This window comes from Paraburkholderia bannensis, from assembly GCF_014200455.1.
Lineage (GTDB): Bacteria > Pseudomonadota > Gammaproteobacteria > Burkholderiales > Burkholderiaceae > Paraburkholderia > Paraburkholderia bannensis_A.
Map to the genome: position 1 here is coordinate 118,131 of NZ_JACHBW010000015.1, position 19,311 is coordinate 137,441.

Annotated in this window: 16 protein-coding genes; 11 read left to right on the forward strand and 5 right to left on the reverse strand. The window is 63.0% G+C overall.

Annotated elements, in window-relative coordinates; genetic code table 11:
* Positions 1 to 47: 47 nt before the first annotated feature.
* Entirely contained in the window at positions 48 to 773 is a 726-nt protein-coding gene (locus F4827_RS24155) for a pirin family protein (protein ID WP_183728409.1), read from the reverse strand.
* 126 nt (positions 774 to 899) lie between these two features.
* Here F4827_RS24155 and F4827_RS24160 point away from each other — a divergent pair, with 126 nt between their 5' ends.
* The 4 genes from F4827_RS24160 to F4827_RS24175 all read left to right on the forward strand — a co-directional run bounded on the left by F4827_RS24160 (position 900) and on the right by F4827_RS24175 (position 5,024).
* Positions 900 to 1,808 carry a LysR family transcriptional regulator gene (locus F4827_RS24160; protein WP_183728412.1) on the forward strand — a complete coding sequence of 303 codons (909 nt, stop codon included), beginning with the start codon at positions 900 to 902 and terminating at the stop codon, positions 1,806 to 1,808.
* A 470-nt stretch (positions 1,809 to 2,278) separates the two neighbouring features.
* The gene (gene ahpC, locus F4827_RS24165; protein ID WP_183728414.1) at positions 2,279 to 2,842 is read left to right on the forward strand and encodes an alkyl hydroperoxide reductase subunit C; all 564 of its coding nucleotides are present in this window, start codon (positions 2,279 to 2,281) and stop codon (positions 2,840 to 2,842) included.
* Positions 2,843 to 3,030: 188 nt separating this feature from the next.
* Entirely contained in the window at positions 3,031 to 4,632 is a 1,602-nt protein-coding gene (ahpF, locus tag F4827_RS24170; RefSeq protein ID WP_183728416.1) for an alkyl hydroperoxide reductase subunit F, read from the forward strand.
* A gap of 125 nt (positions 4,633 to 4,757) precedes the next feature.
* Positions 4,758 to 5,024, forward strand: coding sequence for a cupin domain-containing protein (locus F4827_RS24175; RefSeq protein ID WP_183728418.1), 267 nt, complete (start codon positions 4,758 to 4,760; stop codon positions 5,022 to 5,024).
* A 120-nt stretch (positions 5,025 to 5,144) separates the two neighbouring features.
* On the opposite strand, the gene F4827_RS24180 is transcribed toward F4827_RS24175, so the two are convergent.
* Together F4827_RS24180 and mprF are read right to left on the reverse strand one after the other, a co-directional pair.
* A complete protein-coding gene (locus F4827_RS24180) occupies positions 5,145 to 6,545 on the reverse strand; it encodes a virulence factor family protein (protein ID WP_183728420.1) in 1,401 nt (466 codons plus the stop codon).
* Complete coding sequence (gene mprF, locus F4827_RS24185; protein WP_260175414.1) at positions 6,542 to 9,085, reverse strand: bifunctional lysylphosphatidylglycerol flippase/synthetase MprF; 2,544 nt, start codon at positions 9,083 to 9,085, stop codon at positions 6,542 to 6,544. Before mprF ends, F4827_RS24180 begins: the two co-directional genes overlap by 4 nt.
* A gap of 736 nt (positions 9,086 to 9,821) precedes the next feature.
* Here mprF and F4827_RS24190 point away from each other — a divergent pair.
* The gene (locus F4827_RS24190; protein ID WP_183728424.1) at positions 9,822 to 10,985 is read left to right on the forward strand and encodes a porin; all 1,164 of its coding nucleotides are present in this window, start codon (positions 9,822 to 9,824) and stop codon (positions 10,983 to 10,985) included.
* 95 nt (positions 10,986 to 11,080) lie between these two features.
* Here F4827_RS24190 and F4827_RS24195 read toward each other — a convergent pair whose 3' ends face one another.
* A complete protein-coding gene (locus tag F4827_RS24195; protein WP_183728426.1) occupies positions 11,081 to 11,521 on the reverse strand; it encodes a DUF2917 domain-containing protein in 441 nt (146 codons plus the stop codon).
* Between the two features lie 543 nt (positions 11,522 to 12,064).
* On the opposite strand from F4827_RS24195, the gene F4827_RS24200 reads away from it, so the two are divergent.
* The 5 genes from F4827_RS24200 to F4827_RS24220 all read left to right on the forward strand — a co-directional run bounded on the left by F4827_RS24200 (position 12,065) and on the right by F4827_RS24220 (position 16,588).
* Entirely contained in the window at positions 12,065 to 12,289 is a 225-nt protein-coding gene (locus tag F4827_RS24200; RefSeq protein WP_183728429.1) for a hypothetical protein, read from the forward strand.
* Between the two features lie 49 nt (positions 12,290 to 12,338).
* On the forward strand, positions 12,339 to 13,067 hold the full coding sequence (locus F4827_RS24205; RefSeq protein ID WP_183728432.1) for a GntR family transcriptional regulator: 729 nt from the start codon (positions 12,339 to 12,341) through the stop codon (positions 13,065 to 13,067).
* A 379-nt stretch (positions 13,068 to 13,446) separates the two neighbouring features.
* On the forward strand, positions 13,447 to 14,694 hold the full coding sequence (frc, locus tag F4827_RS24210) for a formyl-CoA transferase (protein ID WP_183728435.1): 1,248 nt from the start codon (positions 13,447 to 13,449) through the stop codon (positions 14,692 to 14,694).
* 85 nt (positions 14,695 to 14,779) lie between these two features.
* Positions 14,780 to 15,592 (forward strand): fumarylacetoacetate hydrolase family protein, encoded by an 813-nt coding sequence (locus tag F4827_RS24215; protein ID WP_183728438.1) that lies wholly within the window; start codon positions 14,780 to 14,782, stop codon positions 15,590 to 15,592.
* Between the two features lie 39 nt (positions 15,593 to 15,631).
* Positions 15,632 to 16,588: a hypothetical protein gene (locus F4827_RS24220; RefSeq protein WP_183728441.1), complete on the forward strand. Its 957-nt coding sequence runs from the start codon at positions 15,632 to 15,634 to the stop codon at positions 16,586 to 16,588.
* A 68-nt stretch (positions 16,589 to 16,656) separates the two neighbouring features.
* On the opposite strand, the gene F4827_RS24225 is transcribed toward F4827_RS24220, so the two are convergent.
* On the reverse strand, positions 16,657 to 17,601 hold the full coding sequence (locus tag F4827_RS24225) for a LysR family transcriptional regulator (RefSeq protein WP_183728444.1): 945 nt from the start codon (positions 17,599 to 17,601) through the stop codon (positions 16,657 to 16,659).
* A 362-nt stretch (positions 17,602 to 17,963) separates the two neighbouring features.
* On the opposite strand from F4827_RS24225, the gene oxlT reads away from it, so the two are divergent.
* Positions 17,964 to 19,292, forward strand: a complete 1,329-nt coding sequence (oxlT, locus tag F4827_RS24230) for an oxalate/formate MFS antiporter (RefSeq protein ID WP_183728447.1) — start codon at positions 17,964 to 17,966, stop codon at positions 19,290 to 19,292.
* Positions 19,293 to 19,311 lie beyond the last annotated feature (19 nt).

Here is a 19,311-nt window from a genome sequence, read left to right on the forward strand (position 1 = left end):
GAAACGAGGTTTTGCTTGCCGGACGCCAGGCGTCCGGCAAGTCGGCTTTACGACCAGAGCTCCGACACTTCGATATTACGCAGATCGAACACCAGGACTTCGGCATCGTGTCCATCCGTGAAGCTCAGCTCACGTTCGGAACGGATGCGTGCGCCGTCGCCTTCGCCCATCTCCACGCCATTGAGCTTCACGCTGCCGCGCGCCACATGCACATAGGCGAAGCGGTCTGCGCCCAGCTCGACCTTTGCGCTTTCCGCGCCGTCGAAGCGGCCGGCATAGACGCGTGCGTCCTGACGCAGCAGCAGCGAATCGTCGGCGCCATCCGGCGAGAGGATCAGGCGCAGCTTGCCGCGCTTTTGCGCATCCGCGATGTTCTTCTGCTGATAACGCGGCTGCGCGCCCTTCACATTCGGTGCGATCCAGATCTGCAGGAAGTGCACACCTTCATCGGCCGAATGGTTGAATTCGCTGTGCGCCACGCCCGTGCCGGCGCTCATCAGCTGCACGTCGCCGGGGACGATCACCGAGCCCGTGCCCATCGAATCCTTGTGTTCGAGCGCGCCCTCCAGCACGTACGAGAAGATTTCCATGTCGCGGTGCGGGTGCTTGCCGAAGCCGCGCGCCGGAGCGACGCGGTCGTCGTTGATCACCAGCAGATCCGAAAAACCCACTTGCTTGGGGTCGTAGTAGTTCGCGAAAGAGAACGTGTGACGCGAGCTGAGCCAGCCATGTTCACCGCGGCCGCGTTGGTCTGCCTTGCGAAGTTCGATCATTTTTTCTCTCCGGTTGAATCGGTTGCGATTCGTTGTCAGTTGCGATGGAGTGAATATTAGGTCAACCAGAGTGACGTGGATGTCCGTAAAATACGACTTACTGTCTCAATATGGTGGACAATAGAAATGCAACTCGACGACATGCGCATCTTCATTAACACCGTGGACGCCGGCAATTTCACCGCCGCAGCGCACCGACTGCGCCTGTCCAAACAGTTCGTGAGCCGCCGCGTGGCAGCGCTCGAAGCCGATCTGGGCGCGCGTCTGCTGATCCGCAACACACGCAAGCTGGCGGTGACGGATCTGGGGCAGGACTTCTATGAGCGCGCGAAACGCATCCTGAGCGAGGTGTCGGAAGCGGAGCGCGCGATGTCGGACCGCCGCTCGGAGCCGCACGGGCTGCTGAAAGTGAGCGCGCCAATGTCGTTCGGCATGGCGCACCTGTCGCCGCTGGTAGCCGAGTTCTTGCGCGAGCATCCTGATGTGCGCTTCGACATGGATCTAAGCGACCGGGCCGTCGATGTAATCGGCGAGGGCTTCGATATGGCGCTGCGCATCGGGCGGCTGGCGGATTCGACGCTGGTGGCGCAAAAGCTGATCGATGTGCGCATGATCGCCTGCTGCAGTCCTGGCTATCGCCGCCGTCGGCGCGCGCCCGAGACGCCTGCCGATCTCGCCCAGCACGCCTGCTTGCCCTACGGGCAGCAGGGCCGGGCGCCGTGGGAATTCATGATCGACGGGGTAAGAAAACCATTCGAGGTGCACGGTCCGCTGCGCGCCAATAACGGCGAGGTGATTCGCGATTCCGCCATCGCGGGCCTCGGCATCTGCTATTTGCCCGACTTTATCGTTGCGGGATCGGTTGATGCGGGATTGCTCGTCGAGGTGCTGCAGGACTATATGCCGCCGGCCAACGCGCTCCACGCGGTCTATCCGCAGCATCGTGAAGCTTCGGTGACGATCCGCGCCCTGACGCAATTTCTCCGCGAACGGCTGGCGGCGCGCGCGGCAACGGCGCGCGGCGGGGCGCTTTGACGCGGGCTGCCCGCAAACCATTGAGGAATGGCGGTTGCGCCCGCATCTAGAGAAGCGGGCGTGGCGAGCCGGCGCGGCGACATAGGTGGCGTCGGTCCCGAGGAACCTCGCGGCGCGTCAGGCAATCACAGCCGTTGCATGCCCCGGCCGCCTGAGTGTGACTGAGTGTGAGGCGGGGCACATGCACCTGAATGGCGCATGAACGGGCCGCCCGATCGCGAAAAGCGTGAGGTTCAATGTCGCAGTTTCGTTGTATGCTCAGCGCCCCGAGGGTTGCTCGGGCCGTTCGATGAGGACGGCAGCGAGCGCGGAACCCCGTGCCGACGGGCTTTGGAGGCCAATTAAGGGCTTTCATGGAGTCCGATAGGCACGGTTTATTCCTGCGATCAAAGCAACCAATTTTTCAAATGGGCGTAGTTCCCGTAACCTTCGTCCATACCTTTTCCCAACCCAGAGCGAGGAATCAACGCATGTCTCTCATCAACACGCAAGTCAAGCCGTTCAAGGCAACCGCATACCACAACGGTAACTTCGTTCCGGTCTCTGAAGAAAACCTGAAGGGCAAGTGGTCGGTTGTCGTGTTCTACCCGGCTGACTTCACGTTCGTGTGCCCGACCGAACTCGGCGACCTGGCTGACCACTACGCAGAATTCCAGAAGTTGGGCGTTGAGATCTACGGCGTGTCGACCGACACGCACTTCACGCACAAGGCATGGCACGACACGTCGGACACGATCGCCAAGATCCAGTACCCGCTGGTTGGCGACCCGACGGGCGCAATCACGCGCAACTTCGACGTCATGATCGAAGAAGAAGGTCTGGCACTGCGCGGCACGTTCGTGATCAACCCGGAAGGCGAGATCAAGCTGTGCGAAATCCACGACAACGGCATCGGCCGTGACGCGAAGGAACTGCTGCGCAAGGTTCAGGCAGCTCAGTACGTCGCATCGCACCCGGGCGAAGTTTGCCCCGCCAAGTGGACGCCGGGCGCAGAAACGCTCAAGCCGTCGCTCGACCTCGTCGGCAAGATCTAAGCGTCGTTTTATCGATGCAGTCGCACTGACTGCATGACGCTGAAGTCTCACTAGCTGTATCTCCGGGCCGCGCCCACGCGGCGGCGGCCCGGATGTCTGATTCGCCAGCTACAAGACGGCGAAAATGCCAGGCAATACTGAGTAATAAATCAAGAGTTCCCCCGCTTCTTCTCTAGCCGGAAAACGCCATGCTCGACGCAAATCTCAAGACCCAACTGAAAAGCTACCTCGAAAAAGTCACGCAGTCGATTGAGATCGTTGCGTTCCTGAACGACGGCGAGAAGTCGCAGGAACTGCAGCAATTGCTGCAGGACATCGCATCGCTGTCGGATCGCATCACTTACGGAGAACGCCGTGGCGCCGCTGCTGGCGACGCGCGTACCCCTTCGTTCGAGATCAGGCGTGCCAATTCGGACGTAAAGGTCACGTTCGCCGGTATCCCGATGGGCCACGAATTCACGTCGCTCGTGCTGGCCCTGCTGCAAGTGGGCGGCCACCCGGTCAAGCTGGAAAACGAAACGGTCGAGCAGGTGAAATCGCTTGACGGCGTGTTCTCGTTCGAAGTCTATATGTCGCTGTCGTGCCAGAACTGCCCGGAAGTCGTGCAGTCGATCAACGCGATGGCGTCGCTCAACCCGAACGTGCAGATCGTCACCATCGACGGCGCGCTGTTCCAGGATGAAGTCGAGAAGCGCCAGATCATGGCTGTGCCGACCATCTACCTGAACGGCGAAGTGTTCGGCCAGGGCCGCATGGGCGTGGAGGAAATCCTCGCCAAACTCGACACGGGCGCGTCGGCGCGCGCGGCCGAGAAGTTGAACCAGAAAGACATCTTCGACATGCTGATCGTCGGCGGTGGCCCCGCGGGTGCTGCGGCTGCAATCTACGCAGCGCGCAAGGGCATCAAGACCGGGGTGCTGGCCGAACGTTTCGGCGGCCAGGTGCTCGATACGATGGCGATCGAGAACTTCGTCTCGGTGACGGAAACGGAAGGACCGAAGTTCGCAACGGCGCTTGAGCAGCACGTCCGCGCCTACGACGTGGACATCATGAACCTGCAACGCGCCGATGCTGTGGTGCCGACGGGCAAGGGTTTCGAAGTGCGCACGCAAAGCGGCGCGACGCTGCGTGCGAAGAGCGTGGTGCTGGCCACCGGCGCGCGCTGGCGCAATGTGGATGTGCCGGGTGAGCAGGAGTACAAGAACAAGGGCGTGGCGTACTGCCCGCACTGCGACGGCCCGCTCTTCAAGGGCAAGCGCGTGGCGGTGATTGGCGGCGGCAACTCGGGCGTCGAGGCGGCGATCGATCTCGCCGGTATCGTGAGCCACGTCACGCTGCTCGAATTCGGCGCGCAGCTGCGTGCCGACGAAGTGCTGCAACGCAAGCTGCGCAGCCTGCCGAACGTCACGGTGCACGTGAATGCGCAGACCACGGAAATTTCCGGCGATGGCCAGAAGGTCACGGGTCTCGCGTTCCTCGAGCGCAACTCGGGCGAGAAGCGTCATGTCGAACTCGAAGGCGTGTTCGTGCAGATTGGCCTCGTGCCGAACACCGAGTTCCTGAAGGGCACGGTGGCGTTGTCCAAGCACGGCGAGATCGAAGTGGACGCGAAGGGCCAGACGTCGGTGCCGGGTCTGTTCGCCGCGGGCGACGTAACGACCGTGCCGTTCAAGCAGATCGTGATCGCGGTGGGCGAAGGCGCGAAGGCTTCGCTGGCAGCGTTCGATTACCTGATTCGCTCGTCGGTCGACGAACAAGAGGATGCACAGGCGGCTGCCGCCGTCGTGTAAGGTTTTTGCCGCGGGATGCCCCATGCGGACGCCGGCCTGATGGCCGGCGTTTTTTTTCGACGGGGTGCGCGGCGCTGTGACAGACTTGAGATTGCGGCACGAAGCCGTCGAGAAAGGAGACTGCCGTGGATCGTGACGCTTTTATTCGCACGCTGGCGGAAGAAGGCTTTCCGGAGCCGGTGCTGGTGACGCGCGAGGCGGGCGTTATGACGGAGCATTCGCATCCGTTCGAAGCGAAGGCGCTGATCGTCGCGGGAGAGATTGCGATCAGCGTGGCGGGTGAGGAGCGCTTGTACCGCGCCGGCGATGTGTTTCATCTCGGCGCCCATGTGCCGCACGTCGAGCGTTATGGTCCGCAAGGCGTGCAGTATCTGGCGGGCCGCAAGGGATGATGGGGTTTGGGGTCAGGCCGCGAGGCGGCGTAGATCCGAAAGCTTGACGTAGCGCGCCGCTTCTTCCAGATCGTCGAGCAAAGCCTGCCGTGAGTCAAGCCGGAATCAGAAATCCTGACCTCATCCCCGCGCCGCAATCTCCCTCTTCCACCCTTCGATGATCTTCGCGGCCAGCGCGCTGTAGTCGCCATCGAAGTGATGGCTGCCATTGGTTTTCACGAGATCGATACCGGTGTTCGCCAGCGCCGGGCAAAGCGTGTCCTTCTCATCCGCGCCGTACACGCATTGCACGATCGAAGGCGGCACTTTCGCCAGCTCCGGCTGCACCTTGAGCGCCTTGTCGCTCGCCGGCATGCCAAGCCAGCCCACCACGCGAATCTGGAAGTCCGCATCGGGCGCGAAGCCCAGCAGCGACATATACGAGACCTTCGCCCGCACTGCCTCGGGCAGGCGGTTATAGGCGAACGGCATCACATCCGCGCCGAACGAATAGCCCACCAGCGCGATGTGCTTGGCGTGCCAGCGCGACGCATAGGTGTTGATCACGCGCGCCAGATCGTGGCTCGTCTGCGCGGGCGGCTTCTCGCTCCAGAAGTAGCGCAGCGCGTCCCAGCCGATCACCGAAATTCCCTGCTTTTGCAGCGCTTCCGCAATCGTCTTGTCGAGATCGCGCCATCCGCCGTCGCCGGAGATCACCACGGCGAGCATGTCGGTCGGGTGCGCAGCGGGCAATTCGACCAGCGGCAGGTCGGAGACGTCCTCCTCGTTTTCCACGGCCAGATGCAGATGCGGCGCGGTGAGCGCCACGAGCTTGTCGGCGTCGCTCAGGTTCGCAGTGAATGCGCGGGGCGCGGCGGCCGTTGCCGGGACTGCGGACGAAGCGATCGGTGCTTTGCTTGCGCCCGCAACCGCCTTCGCCTGCGTCATGCCTTGCTCGAAGAAGCCGGGCAGTCCCTTGCCGCGCGAAAGCGTGGGATCGGCGGGGCAGGGCGCGAAACGCGGGTCGAGCTTCGCGGCAGGGTCCAGCGACACTGCCCCCGCCATCGTATTGGCGGGGGCCTGCGCAAGCATGCGTTGCGCGATCAGCGCGCCTTCGTCCGTACCGACCGCAATCGGCGCGAAGTACTGGCTCGACGCCTCCTGGCGTTCGAGCTGATGGCTGAGGGCTTCGGCATCGCTGTAGAGCTTGTGGCAGGTCTCGGTTTTGACCGCCGCGAGGTTGGTGGCGTAGCGCTCCTTGTCCACGCCCACTACCAGCGCGCCGTGATGCGCGAGTGCGTCGGCGCGGGTCTGGTCGTCGGCGTTCCAGTGCTCGCCTGCGGAGAACAGCACGGTGAAACCGCGCATCCCGCCGATCGGGCGCGTCACGGCGACATCGCCATAGCGGCCGCCGGACACATGCGTGACGGCGCTATGCGCCGGAGCCTCGGTTGCATGGGCCAGGGTTGCGCCGAGCGCGAGCAATACTGCGCCCGCCGCCGCGACAGTCGCGCGCGGCAGCGAGAAAATACGATGAATCATGAACGCCAGCCTCCTGCCAGCAACGAAAGATCTGCGAGGGTGATGAACACGCTCATCGAGCCCGAGGCGGCCAGATAACGCGGTTCCCAGCGCGGCGCGAACTTGTTCTTGAAGCCGCGCAGCCCCCGGAAGTTGTAGAACTTGCCGCCGAAACGCCAGATCAGCCCGGCCAGACGGTGCCACGACGACGCCAGCGGCGTCGGCCCCATGCCGGAAAGCGGCGCCATGCCGAGCGAGAGCGACTGATACCCGGCGGCCTTCAGATGCAGCGCAAGCTGAGTGAACAGATACTCCATCGCGTAGCCCGAAGCTCCCGGCAGATGGCGCATGACGCCGACCGTCGCGTCGGTGTTCAGATCGGTCGTCATGAAGGTGACGAAGGCCAGCGGCGCGCCGTTCTGGCGCACCAGCAGCACGTGCTGCGCGGCGAGGTAATCGTCCTCGAACGCAGCCACCGAAAAGCTCTTTTCGCGCGCTTCGCGGTCTTCGAGCCAGGCGTCCGAGATCGCGCGCAGAACCGGCAGGCTGTCGGCCATCTGGGCGGGTTCGATGTTCTCGAAGGTGAAGCCGTCGCGCTCGCCGCGCTTGAGCGCGTAGCGCAGATGCGCGCGCTGCGGGCCTTTCAGATCGAATTCCTGCAGCATCACGCGCGCTTCTTCGCCGAGCTTCATCAGCGTGAGGCCGGCGTCGAGGTAGAGCGGCAGGGCGTCGGCGCGTACCTGATAGAACGCGGCGCGGCCGCCGTGCGTGTGCGCGAGCGAGACGAATTCGCGGATCAGCGCGGGCCATTCTTCGCGCGGGCCCACGGGATCGTGCAGCGCCGCCCAGGTGCGGCCGCGCTTGGCGTACATCAGGAAGGCGTTGCGCGACTGCGAGAACAGGAAACTCTTGTCGCCCATCAGCGCGAGGCCCGCATCGCTGCGTTCCTGTGCGCGCACGATGCGCGCGGCTTCGGCCAGGTCTTCGCTGGCGGGCATCACGAAGCGGCCTGCCGCCGGGCGTAGCAACTGCCACGAGGCCAGCGCCGCGGCGAACACACCCGCGCCGAGCGTGGCGCGCAGCGCACGCGGCGCGCGTTCGTCAAAGGCGAATTGCCACCACAGATGCTGCGAGTAATCGACGTCGCGGAACGCGAACAGCAGCACCCACACGGCCAGCGCGATCACGCAGCCAACCGAGGCGAGCCACGCGGGCGTGAAGGTTTCCTTGAACAGCGAGGAATGGCGATTGAAACGGCCGCGCGTGGCGATCAGCAGCGCGATCAGCACGCACAGCACGCCCGCTTCCACAAACGCGAGGCCCTTGGTGAGCGAGAGCGCGAGGTTGGCCACGGCGAGAATGAGCGCGACCCACCATGCGGCGTCGAGGCGGCGTAGCAGGCCGCGTGCAACGAACAGCAACAGCACGCCAAAGATGCTGCCGAGAAGTTGCGAGCTTTCAAGCACCCACAGCGGCAGGAAGGTCTGCAGCAGGGCGATGCGCTTGGCGAATGCGGGCGTCGCGCCCGAAATCACCAGCATGCTGCCCGTCACGAAGGTGACGATGGCGAGGAACAGCGGAGCGAGTTGCGAGACGCCGTCCGCGCCGCGTCTGGCGAAATTGGTGTTGAGCGGGTTCTTGAGCGCGCGGCCTTCGAACACGGCCAGCAGCCCCGCCGAGAGGGCGAGCGGCGCGCCGAAATAGATCGCGCGATAGGCCAGCAGAGCGGCGAACACTTTCGAGCCCGGCACGCTGGAACCGAGCGCGAACACCATCGCCGCTTCGAATACGCCGATGCCGCCGGGCGTATGGCCGATCAGGCCCAGCAGCATGGCGGCGGTGTAGACAGTCAGGAAATCGGTGAAATCGAGTTGCGCATGCGGCATCACCGACCACAGCGCGAGGCCCGCGCCCACCACGTCGAGCGCGGCGAGCAGCAGTTGCGCGACGAGATCGCGGCGCGCCGGCACCGTGAAGCGCAGCCAGGCGCGTTTAAAGGGCTCAATCTCGCGCGCGCGGGCCGGGCAGGCGACGACCATCGCCGCGCCGAGCGCGAGCACGATGCCGCCGATCCAGCGCAGCGCGTCGGGCGTGAGGTGCAGGAGGCCCGAGAGCGTATCGGCGGAGGCGAGCATGCCGATGGCCGTCATCAGCGCGAGGGCGATGGCGAGCGTCACGCTCGTAAACACCGTCATGCGGCCGATCTGCGCGGCGGTGACGCCGTCCGGGCCATAGACCCGGCAGCGCACCGCGCCGCCCGTGAGCGCGCCGAAGCCCGTCACATTGCCCAGCGCCGAGCCGGCGATCGCGCCGACCCACAGCGCGCCGCGCGAGACGCGTGCGCCAAGATAGCGCAGGCCGACCGCATCGCGGCCGACGAGGGCGATGAAGCTGAGCGCCGTGGCGCCGAGCGCGCCGGTCCATTGTCGCGGGGTCAGTTGCCAGAGCTGGCGGATCACCGAACGGTAGTCCACCGCTTTGGACAGGTGCTGAAACACGATCAGCAGCAGTGCGCAGATGCCGAGTGCCAGCGCCGGCGCCGCGAAGCGCTGCAGGCGCATGACGCGGGCGCGGCGGCGCAGCGCCACGACGGCGGCGCGCGCGAGGCGCGAAGGAGGCGATTGGAACATGGGTCGGTCCGGCGGATTCCCGGATGCCGCCTTGGCGCCGTGCTGGCGTCCCCCGGGGCGACATCCTAGTTGGACGTTACGTTGCGGGCGGCGGACCAGACGGGCGGACCGCTGCGGCCGAGCGAAAACGTAAACGTTTGGTAAATGACTGGTAATGCAGCAAACGCGCGGGGCGTCTGGACGGTTGACTACGTAGTTAAAGAATCATCAAACGGGTTCGGATGAAAAATTCACCACTTTGAAGCGCGAGGCTGGCATTTTACGCATGCCCCTTCTGCTTTTGAGCGATTCACGCGCGACTTATCCGAATCTTCACGTTTGCAAACGAAACGGATATTCGTCGCGGGTAGTGACGGGGCCGGGCGCGAAGTTGAATCCGTCATGCTAGCGACGTCTCAATTGGCGAGGTGCTTCGCACAGACGCAGGGCGTCGGGGCGGCCATTGCATCGCCGCGCGACCCTATGCTTTACGGCAGCCGCTAACCCTTTCTGAATCCGCTGTTACCAAATCGAGACACACTTTTTAATTCTTTTACTTCGCGTCGCGGTGGAGTTAGTCTGATTCAGTCAAGAGATGTGAACTGCGCCTGGGATCCAGCGATATGCGATCCCGCAAAAGGTCTTGCATCGGACCGGGGCACGAACTCCGGTCGACAAGGAGAATGACGTGAAGAAACTCGCGTTGACTTCGCTTTCGCTCGTCGCGCTCGGCGCCGCCGGCGCAGTGCATGCCCAGACCAGTGTCACGCTCTACGGCACCATCGACACTTCGATTACCTACGTCAATCACGCCAACGGCGACAAGAATCTCTGGACGCTCGGCAACAGCAGCTACGGCAATCTGTCGGGCTCGCGCTGGGGCATGAAGGGCGCCGAGGATCTGGGCGGCGGCCTCAAGGCGATCTTCCAGTTGGAGAGCGGCTTCAATCCGTCGACGGGGGCGTCGGCGCAGGGCGGGCGCCTGTTTGGCCGCCAGGCGTATGTTGGCCTGACTGCCGAGCAATATGGATCGCTCACGCTCGGTCGCCAGTACGATCCGCTGATCGATCTGGTGCAGGGCATCACCGAGGATAACTACTTCGGCTCGGCATTCGCGACGGCTGGCGACGTCGACAACTACGACAACAGCTTCCGCGTGAGCAACGCGGTCAAGTACACCACGCCCGTCTGGAATGGCCTGCAGGCCGCCGCGATGTACTCGTTCGGCGGGATCGCGGGCACGACCGGTTCCGAGCAGTCGTATTCGGCAGCTGTCGCCTATAACAACGGCCCGATCGCGGTCGCGGGCGGTTACTTCTACGCGGCCAATAGCCAGGCCGGCCTTGGCGTGCGCACGGATGGCTGGACCAGCACGTCGGACGGCACCTTCGACGGCCCGATCAATTCCGGCTATGCGAGCGCTCACTCACTTTCGATCGCGCGAGCGGCGGCGCAATACTCGCTGGGCCTGTTTACGTTCGGGCTGGGCTACAGCAACGCGCAGTACGCGCCGGACGCGAGTTCGGTGTTCCGCGATACCGAGAAGTACAACACCGGTCAGGGTTTCATGAATTATCAGTTGAGTCCGGCATTGTTGCTGGGCCTGGGCTACAGCTATACGCACGCCAATGGCGATACCAATGCCAATTACCATCAGGTGTCGATTGGCGCGGACTACAGTCTGTCCAAGCGCACCGATCTCTATATGACGGCAGCCTGGCAGCACGCGAGCGGCGATCAGGGCGACGGCTCGGGTGGCTCGATGCCTGCCGAAGCGTCGATCGGCTCGTATGGCTATAACGGCACCGCGTCGCAGACCATGATCAACCTGGGTTTGCGCCACAAGTTCTGACGACAGCCGCGCCACGCAGAACAGTCCAGTCACGCCGGGCGCGCCGATTCAGGCGCGCCCGGCGTTTTTTCATGACGGGCGCGGGCTGCCGGGAGCTAGCGCGCCCGGCGCAGCGTCAGCCGCGGCAGACAGAAAAAGCGCGTCACGTAGCGCTCGATGATCCAACGCGCGCTGGCCAGCGGTGGCCGCCAGGCGCAGGTAATCGTGACGCGCGCGGTGGTGAGTTCGTTATCGGATAGCGCGTCGGCGCACGCATCGCTGCTCAGCCAGAGCCGCTCGCCGCGCAGCACGCGCAGGGTCTCGCCCGGATTCAGCCAATGGTCGTAAGGCGAGCGTGCGCGCGTGAGCCAGATGCGCGAGCCGTGGACGCGCACGGTGCTGTCGGCGGCGACGCGCCACGTGAGCGTCTGTCCGGCAGGCACGGCGAAGTGGATCGATTGCGCAGGTAGCGCGGCATCGAGCGGGAAGCGGTCGAAGCGCTCAAGTCTCAATGCGGAGCAGGCGCCGGCGGCGTCCTGCTGTGAAGCTTGATCCATCGTGTTCTCCATTTCTGAAGCCGACGGACGGAGCGCTACTTCTGCCACCCACAAATCAAAAAGCCCCGTCGAATCGGCGGGGCTTGTGGTTTGCGTAACGACAGACTGCCTGGATTGCCTATACGCACACATTCCCCCGTGCAATGCCATGTTTTGGCATATGCCACGGGCGATGGGTCGCGGTCGTGTGGGGAAGGGTGGCAAAGGTGTGCATGAATCGAATGTACGGGGACAGTGTTTGCGCTGTCAACAGAATTCCCCCGAGCCTTCCGGACTGCCATGCAAAATGCAAACAACCGTTCGCGCCGACCAGGATTGAACCGGTCGTGAACCGCTTATGAACCGCTTTTGAGCCGCTTGTGCCCCTCTTGCCGCGCGCTCGTGTTTGGTACAGCATGAATGCTTTGCAGTGACCCGCCGGAATGTATCGAAGACACCGCAGAGCAATCATTGTTTTTGATATATCACATACAGAATATTGATTTTTGTCGCGACGCAGCATATGATTGAGTCATTCAATGACTCAATCTTGCGGAGCTTCAAATGGATCTCGTCTCTCTCGCACTCTTCGGCGCAGCCGTGGTGGGTTTAGGTGCGGCTGCAACGGTTATGATCGCCAAATGGCTGCCGCAGTCGGCCATCGATCAGGCTGGCCAGCACGGGCGCTTTGCGGGATTGGGCGAAGCGCCACTCGCGCAGCCGGTTCGCCAGCCAGTCCGTTCGCACCTCGGTCCCAAGGTTGGGGCGCAGGTGGGCCGAGTTGGCTGAGCAGGCTGGGGCGGCAAAGAAGAGTCAATGAAGGGTAAAAGGGCAATGAATGTCGTCAGAGCACACTGAAGCTGTCGCCACCCGGGACGCCGCGCCGCTTACGCTGGCGCTGCAGCCCATCAATGCCACGCTGAGCCTGCGCGATCAGGCTTATGCGATGTTGCGCCAGGCCATCGCCGACGCGGACATTTATCAGTCGCGCGAAGAAATCCGTCTGGACGAGCGCGTGCTGAGCGAAACGCTTGGCGTGAGTCGCACGCCCGTGCGCGAAGCCATGACGCTGCTGGAGCAGGAAGGTTTTCTGCGCATGGTGCCGCGCCGCGGCATCTATATCGTGCGCAAGAACAAGCGCGAAATCGTCGAGATGATCCAGATGTGGGCCGCGCTGGAAAGCATGGCCGCACGTCTCGCAACGCTGCACGCCACAGACGAGGAAATCGCCCGGCTGCGCCACATGTTCGACGCCTTCCGCGACAGCACGCCGGCCGAGCATATCGCCGAATACTCGGATGCCAATATCGCTTTCCATCAGGCGATCGTCGAACTGTCGAAGTCGCAGATCATTCTGGACACGATCAAGAACATCTTCGTGCACGTGCGCGCGATCCGCCGTATGACGATCTCGCAGAGCGACCGTGCATCGCGTTCGATCGTGGATCATCTGCGCATCATCGAGGCACTGGAGAAGCGTGACACCGAACTCGCCGAGCGCCTCGTGCGACAGCATTCCCTCGATCTTGCGGTCTATGTGGAGAAGAACTGCGATTTCCTCGATTGATTGAGATTGCGGCGCGAAGCTGGCGCCCGCGCTTTGCGAACAACGGGAGACCATCGGGTCTCCCGTTTTCGTTTGCGGAGAGCTTGCGGGCCGGCATGTCGCTCAGCGCATTGGTCAGAACTTTATGCGCATCAAGGCCCTTGACCGAGGCAGCGGCGATCGCATCCCGCACACCAAATCTGAAATATCTCCCCTCAAAAACGTCAGGGTTTTCCCGTGTCTGGGGCGCAGCAGTTCATCCTCCCTTCCGACAAAGCCGTACAGGAGAAGGCTGACAGCCTGTTTTGCCTGTCGTTTCAGCGGATAAACCCGCTCTTGCCTCCTTGTGATATATCACATACCGTATTGATAAATGAGGCATCAAACAAGGAGACCTGACATGGGCAAGGCACTCGATGGTGTGCGTATTCTCGATTTCACGCATGTGCAGTCGGGCCCGACCTGCACTCAACTGCTTGCGTGGTTCGGCGCGGATGTGATCAAAGTGGAGCGTGCCGGGGCGGGCGATATCACGCGCGAGCAACTGCGCGATCTCCCCGACGCGGACAGCCTCTATTTCACGATGCTCAACGGCAACAAGCGCTCACTCACGCTCGACACCAAGAACCCGCAGGGCAAGCGCGTGCTGGAGCGCATGATCCGCGAGTGCGACGTGCTGGTCGAGAATTTCGCGCCCGGCGCGCTCGATCGCATGGGCTTTAGCTGGGAGCACATCCAGTCGCTCAATCCGCGCCTGATCGTGGCCTCGGTGAAGGGCTTCGGTCCAGGGCCTTACGAGGACTGCAAGGTCTACGAGAACGTCGCGCAATGCGTGGGCGGCGCGGCTTCCACGACGGGTTTCGACGATGGGCCGCCGGTGGTGTCGGGCGCGCAGATCGGCGACAGCGGCACGGGACTGCATCTGGCGCTGGGCATCGTCACGGCGCTGTTTCAGCGCACGCACACGGGGCGCGGCCAGAAGGTGCTGGCCGCGATGCAGGATGGCGTGCTCAACCTGTGCCGCGTAAAGTTGCGCGACCAGCAGCGTCTCGAACGTACCGGCGTTATGAAGGAGTACCCACAATTTCCGAACTCGGCCTTCGGCGACGCGGTGCCACGCGCAGGCAACGCATCGGGCGGCGGCCAGCCCGGCTGGATTCTCAAGTGCAAGGGCTGGGAGACCGATCCGAACGCGTATATCTACTTCATTGCCCAGGCGCCGGTCTGGGATCGCATCTGCAAGCTGATCGGCCGCGAGGAATGGATCGACGATCCTCATTTCGCCACGCCCAGCGCGCGTCTGCCGCATCTCAAGGACATTTTCGCGGAAATCGAACACTGGACCATGGCGCGCACCAAGTTCGAGGCGATGGCCGTGCTCAATCGCCACGACATTCCGTGCGGCCCGATTCTCTCGATGAAGGAAATCGCCAACGATGCTTCGCTGCGCGCGAGCGGCACCATCGTCGAGGTGGAGCATCCGGTGCGCGGCAAGTACCTCACAGTTGGCAATCCCATCAAGCTTTCGGATAGTCCAACCGAAGTCACGCGTTCGCCGATGCTGGGCGAGCACACCGATGAAGTGCTCGCCGAGTTTGGTTATAGCGAAACGGAGATCCGTTCGCTGCGCGCATCGGGTGCCATTTAAGGGCTACGCACCCTGGGCGCCACGATTGACCCCGCGCGCGATAACGATGCGCACACAACGAATACCTGAACCGCTGGAGCAGAGCATGGATACATGGATGCGCTTGATGGCGAACGACGGCAGCATCGTGTTCGGCCGCACGGAAAACGGCTATCTGCATGAATACGAGGGGATCGACCATCCCGTGCCGACGGGCGCGGTGCTCTCGCTGCGTGCGCTCACACCGCTCGCGCCGTGTGCGCCCGGCAAGGTCGTCGCGCTCTGGAACAACTTCCATGCGCTCGCGAGCAAGCTCGAAAAGCCGGTGCCGGAGCATCCGCTGTTTTTGCTCAAACCCGCGGAGTCGGTGATCGGTTCGGGCGAGACGATCAGGCGACCCGCCCACTATGCGGGAAAAATCGTCTTCGAAGGCGAGTTAGGCATTGTGATTGGCAAGCGCTGCCGTAATGCGAGCCTGGAAGAGGCGCAGGCGGCGATCTTTGGCTATACCGTCGTCAACGATGTCACGGCTGCGGGACTGCTGAGCGAGAATCCGCACTTCCCGCAATGGTGCCGGGCGAAGGGATTCGATACGTTCTGCTGTCTGGGACCGGCCATCGTGTCGGGTTTCGACTGGCGGCAGGCGCGCGTCGTGACCCTGCTCGATGGCGTCGAGCGGCAGAACTATGCGCTCGACGACATGGTGTTTGCGCCCGCGCAACAGGTCAGCCTGATTTCGCAGGATCTCACCCTTGAGCCGGGCGACGTGATTGCTTGCGGGACATCACTGGGCGTCGGCTCGATCGGTGAGGGCGCGATGGTGTCGGTGACGATCGAGGGAATCGGCACGCTCGTCAATACGCTGCGCTCGCAGCAGGCCGTTGAGCAGACGCAAGTGGAAGACGAGCGCGTGGCTTGAGCGCAGCCGGCCCACCCAGCACAAGACGAAGGAGACGAAATGCCGGAGCCTCTCGCCGACGCAGCGATAGCGCTGGGCGGCGCCATGCTGTTCGCCTGGTTTGCCTGTGCATTTGCACAATTCGCTGCGCTTGTGTCGGGATGGCGGCGTCGTGTGCCGCTGCGCGCGAAGCCATCGTGTGCTCGCCAGGTCGCGCCGCCGCGCCGAGCAGCGTTCGCGATTTTGTTGGCACTGCTGGCGACGGCTGTGCCGGGCGTGCTGGCTGCGCTGTTCGACGAGAGCGTTGCTGTCGTAACGGCAGCGGAGACAGGGGCGCTTTTCGGCCTTTCGCTCGCCGCACGTAGCGAAATCATGCTCTGGAAACGTGCGATTGCAGCGTGGGGCTGTGCGCTGGGTCTTGTGACGATGTGCGTGAGCATGCTTTTTCTGCTGCTTCATGGAGAACCGACACGCGTCGCGCTCTACGTCTGCGCGATCTTGGGCGCGATGGGGTTTGGTGCAGGAGCCGCCGCATTTCACTTCGCTCACGACACGCGGGCGATTTCCCGACTTCGCATCTCATCGAGCCGCACAGAGCGTGTGCTTTATTTCCTGGCGCTTGCTTTGATCTTCACGCTTGGCGCGGGGATCGGGTTGTCGTCGGCATCCAAGGAGTTCGACGTGTCGGCGCTTGCGGCAGGCTCGGTGCTGGCCGCAGCGCTGGGCGTGTGCTGGATGGGCGGCGCACGTCGCCGCTGGCGCGTAAGCGGGATCCGCATCAACGCCGCGCCGCCCGACGCATCAAAACGATCCGCGCAATCCAGATGGAGCACGGTGCCCGACGCATGGCTCGTTGCCGCATGCGGACCGTGTGCCTGTGAGCCGACTAACTTCGATGACTGGATCGCCGTGTATCAGCCGCCTCCCACCGCCGCCTGGCCGCCAATCCACCACGCCTCGCGCGACTTCTCGCGCCGAAGGCGGCGGTCGTCGCGCAGAATCGCTGCGGATCATTAATCAGGCATAAGCCAGGCATAAGCCAGGCATAAGCCAGGCATAAACGTTACGCCCGTAACCATAGTGCCTTACTTATGAAGTGAGGCCTGTGAGACTTGTGTAATGTTTTCGATCAGTTGCGCGCCTTCCTCCGTGAGGAAGCGCTTGAACGCGAGCGCGACGGGCGGCAGACGCTTGTTCTTGCGGTGCACGACATACCAGTTGAGCATGACCGGAAAGCCCTCGACATCCAGCACGGCCAGATGACCGACCTGCAGTTCGAGGCTTATCGTATGCGCCGATAGAAACGCGATGCCCATGCCCGCGATCACGGCCTGCTTGATCGTTTCCGTGCTGTGGATCTCCATCGCGATCTTCAGGTTCGTGAGCTTGCCAGCGAAGCCTTCTTCCATCGAATTCCACGTATCCGAACCGCGCTCGCGCACGATGAACGCCTCGTTGGCGAGCGCGCTGAGCTTGATATTGCGCTTGTGCGCAAGCGGATGCGACGGCGCGGCGACGATCACATAGGGATGCGGCGCAAACGTTTCGTTGACGGCGTCGGTTGCATGCGGAGGCCGCACCATGATCGCCAGGTCGGTCTGGTTGGTGGAAAGCTGATGCAGCAATTGCTCGCGGTTGTGCACCGAGAGATTGAGCTCCACGCCCTTGTAGCGCCGCGTGAATTCCGCGAGCAGACGCGGAAAGAAGTAATCGCCGGCGCTGATCACCGCCACGTTGAGCTTGCCGCCCGAGACGCCCTTCAACTGGCTCATGGCTTCGTCGACTTCGTGGAACTGCTGCATGATCGCGCGGCTGTAATGCAGCATTTCCGTGCCGGCCGGCGTGAGGTAGATCTTCTTGCCCAATTGCTCGAAGAGCGGCAGGCCCGCGTGCTCTTCGAGTTGCTTGACCTGGGTGGAAACGGCTGGCTGGGTGAGGTGCAGTTCTTCGGCGGCACGCGAAAAACTCAGGTGGCGCGCCACGGTCTCGAAGACCTTCAACTGGCGCAGCGTGGCGTTCCGCATGGTCATGGCCGATCCATAAAGGATGGTGAATCCACATACTAACAAACTTTAATTATGAGTAATTGAGCATTCACCCTAGCATGAGTTGAAAGGAGTCCGAATGCATCGGCAGCGGCTTGCGGGTTAACGCGTAAATTCGCTTAAAGATCCATGTTTATAGCGGGAAAACCCCGATCGATACGCCGTCTTTTCAGCCAGTCCGTGATTCATAAGAAAGCAGCGATTCAAAGAAAGTCAGCGAATTTCATTACGAATTTCCGTGTAACGAATCGAATAAAAACAGCGATCAGAGTGATAACCATAAGTTGAAGACTATGCAGGCCGGCAAAAGCACCGGCCCCCATGAATGGATAGCGGAGACAAGCGAGATGAATGCAATCGGTCAGAGGAGCGAAGGCGGTCCGTTCTGGACGAACCGCTGGTGTCAACTGGTGCTCGGCATGCTATGCATGGCGCTGGTTGCCAATCTGCAATACGCGTGGACGCTGTTCGTCGCGCCGATGAACGCGCGCCATCACTGGGGCGAAGCGTCGATTCAACTGGCGTTCTCGATTTTCATCCTGACCGAAACCTGGCTCGTGCCCGTCGAGGGCTGGCTGGTCGACAAATTCGGCCCGCGTCCCGTCGTGGCGGTTGGCGCGGTCTGCGCGGGCCTTGCCTGGGTGCTCAATGCCTATGCAACTACGCTGCCGATGCTTTACGCGCCGTCGGTGATCGCGGGTATCGGCGCGGGCGGTGTGTACGGCACCTGCGTGGGCAACGCACTCAAGCTGTTCCCGGACCGGCGCGGGCTGGCGGCTGGCCTCACGGCGGCGGGCTTCGGCGCGGGCGCGGCGGTCACGGTGATTCCCATCGCCAACATGATTACGCGCTCGGGCTACGAGCATACGTTTCTTTTCTTCGGCATCCTGCAGGGCGCGGCGATTCTCGTGCTGGCCTTCCTGCTGGTGAAGCCGGTGCCGCGTGCCGTGGGCGCGGCTCGACGCCTTGTCTCGCGGGTCGATTACACGCCGGGGCAGATGGTGCGTCAGCCGGTGTTCTGGATCATCTACGTCTCGTTCGTGGCGGTGGCTGCCGGCGGCCTGATGGCGACGGCGCAGATCGGCCCGATCGCGAAGGACTGGGGCCTGGCGCGCATCCCGATGACCGTGTTCGGCGCGACGCTGCCGCTGCTTACGCTCACGCTGTCGATCGACAACATCTGCAATGGCTTTACGCGTCCGCTTTGCGGCTTCATCTCCGACAAGATCGGCCGCGAGAACACCATGTTCATCATCTTCGTGGGCGAGGGCCTGGCGCTGCTGGGCATGATGCAGTACGGCACGAACCCCTATGCGTTCATGACCTTCGCCGCACTGATTTTCCTGTTCTGGGGCGAGATTTTCTCGATCTTCCCGGCGATCTGCGCCGATACCTTCGGCAGCAAGTTCGCCGCCGCCAATGCGGGTACGCTCTACACCGCCAAGGGCACCGCCGCGCTGCTCGTACCGGTCGCTTCGGTGTTGTCGGCGACGGGCGGCTGGAGCGCCGTGTTCATCGTCGCGGCCATCATCACGATCGCGGCGGGCGTGAGCGCGAAGTTCATCCTCGCGCCGATGCGCCAACGCCTGATCGAGCAGAACGGCGAAGCCTCGTCGGCCACGCTCGCGACGCATACCGGCGCGCTTCAGCAGTGGCAGAACCAGACCGGCGAATGACACCCTGAAGCGCCGATGT

Bases quoted from the DNA above. Each gene is read 5' to 3' on its own strand.
- F4827_RS24195 (WP_183728426.1), bottom strand. From the start codon at position 11,521: ATGGATCAAGCTTCACAGCAGGACGCCGCCGGCGCCTGCTCCGCATTG.
- F4827_RS24160 (WP_183728412.1), top strand. From the start codon at position 900: ATGCAACTCGACGACATGCGCATCTTCATTAACACCGTGGACGCCGGC.
- F4827_RS24205 (WP_183728432.1), top strand. From the start codon at position 12,339: ATGTCGTCAGAGCACACTGAAGCTGTCGCCACCCGGGACGCCGCGCCG.
- F4827_RS24155 (WP_183728409.1), bottom strand. From the start codon at position 773: ATGATCGAACTTCGCAAGGCAGACCAACGCGGCCGCGGTGAACATGGC.
- frc (WP_183728435.1), top strand. From the start codon at position 13,447: ATGGGCAAGGCACTCGATGGTGTGCGTATTCTCGATTTCACGCATGTG.
- oxlT (WP_183728447.1), top strand. From the start codon at position 17,964: ATGAATGCAATCGGTCAGAGGAGCGAAGGCGGTCCGTTCTGGACGAAC.
- F4827_RS24200 (WP_183728429.1), top strand. From the start codon at position 12,065: ATGGATCTCGTCTCTCTCGCACTCTTCGGCGCAGCCGTGGTGGGTTTA.
- F4827_RS24180 (WP_183728420.1), bottom strand. From the start codon at position 6,545: ATGATTCATCGTATTTTCTCGCTGCCGCGCGCGACTGTCGCGGCGGCG.
- ahpF (WP_183728416.1), top strand. From the start codon at position 3,031: ATGCTCGACGCAAATCTCAAGACCCAACTGAAAAGCTACCTCGAAAAA.
- F4827_RS24225 (WP_183728444.1), bottom strand. From the start codon at position 17,601: ATGACCATGCGGAACGCCACGCTGCGCCAGTTGAAGGTCTTCGAGACC.
- mprF (WP_260175414.1), bottom strand. From the start codon at position 9,085: ATGCGCCTGCAGCGCTTCGCGGCGCCGGCGCTGGCACTCGGCATCTGC.
- ahpC (WP_183728414.1), top strand. From the start codon at position 2,279: ATGTCTCTCATCAACACGCAAGTCAAGCCGTTCAAGGCAACCGCATAC.
- F4827_RS24220 (WP_183728441.1), top strand. From the start codon at position 15,632: ATGCCGGAGCCTCTCGCCGACGCAGCGATAGCGCTGGGCGGCGCCATG.
- F4827_RS24215 (WP_183728438.1), top strand. From the start codon at position 14,780: ATGGATACATGGATGCGCTTGATGGCGAACGACGGCAGCATCGTGTTC.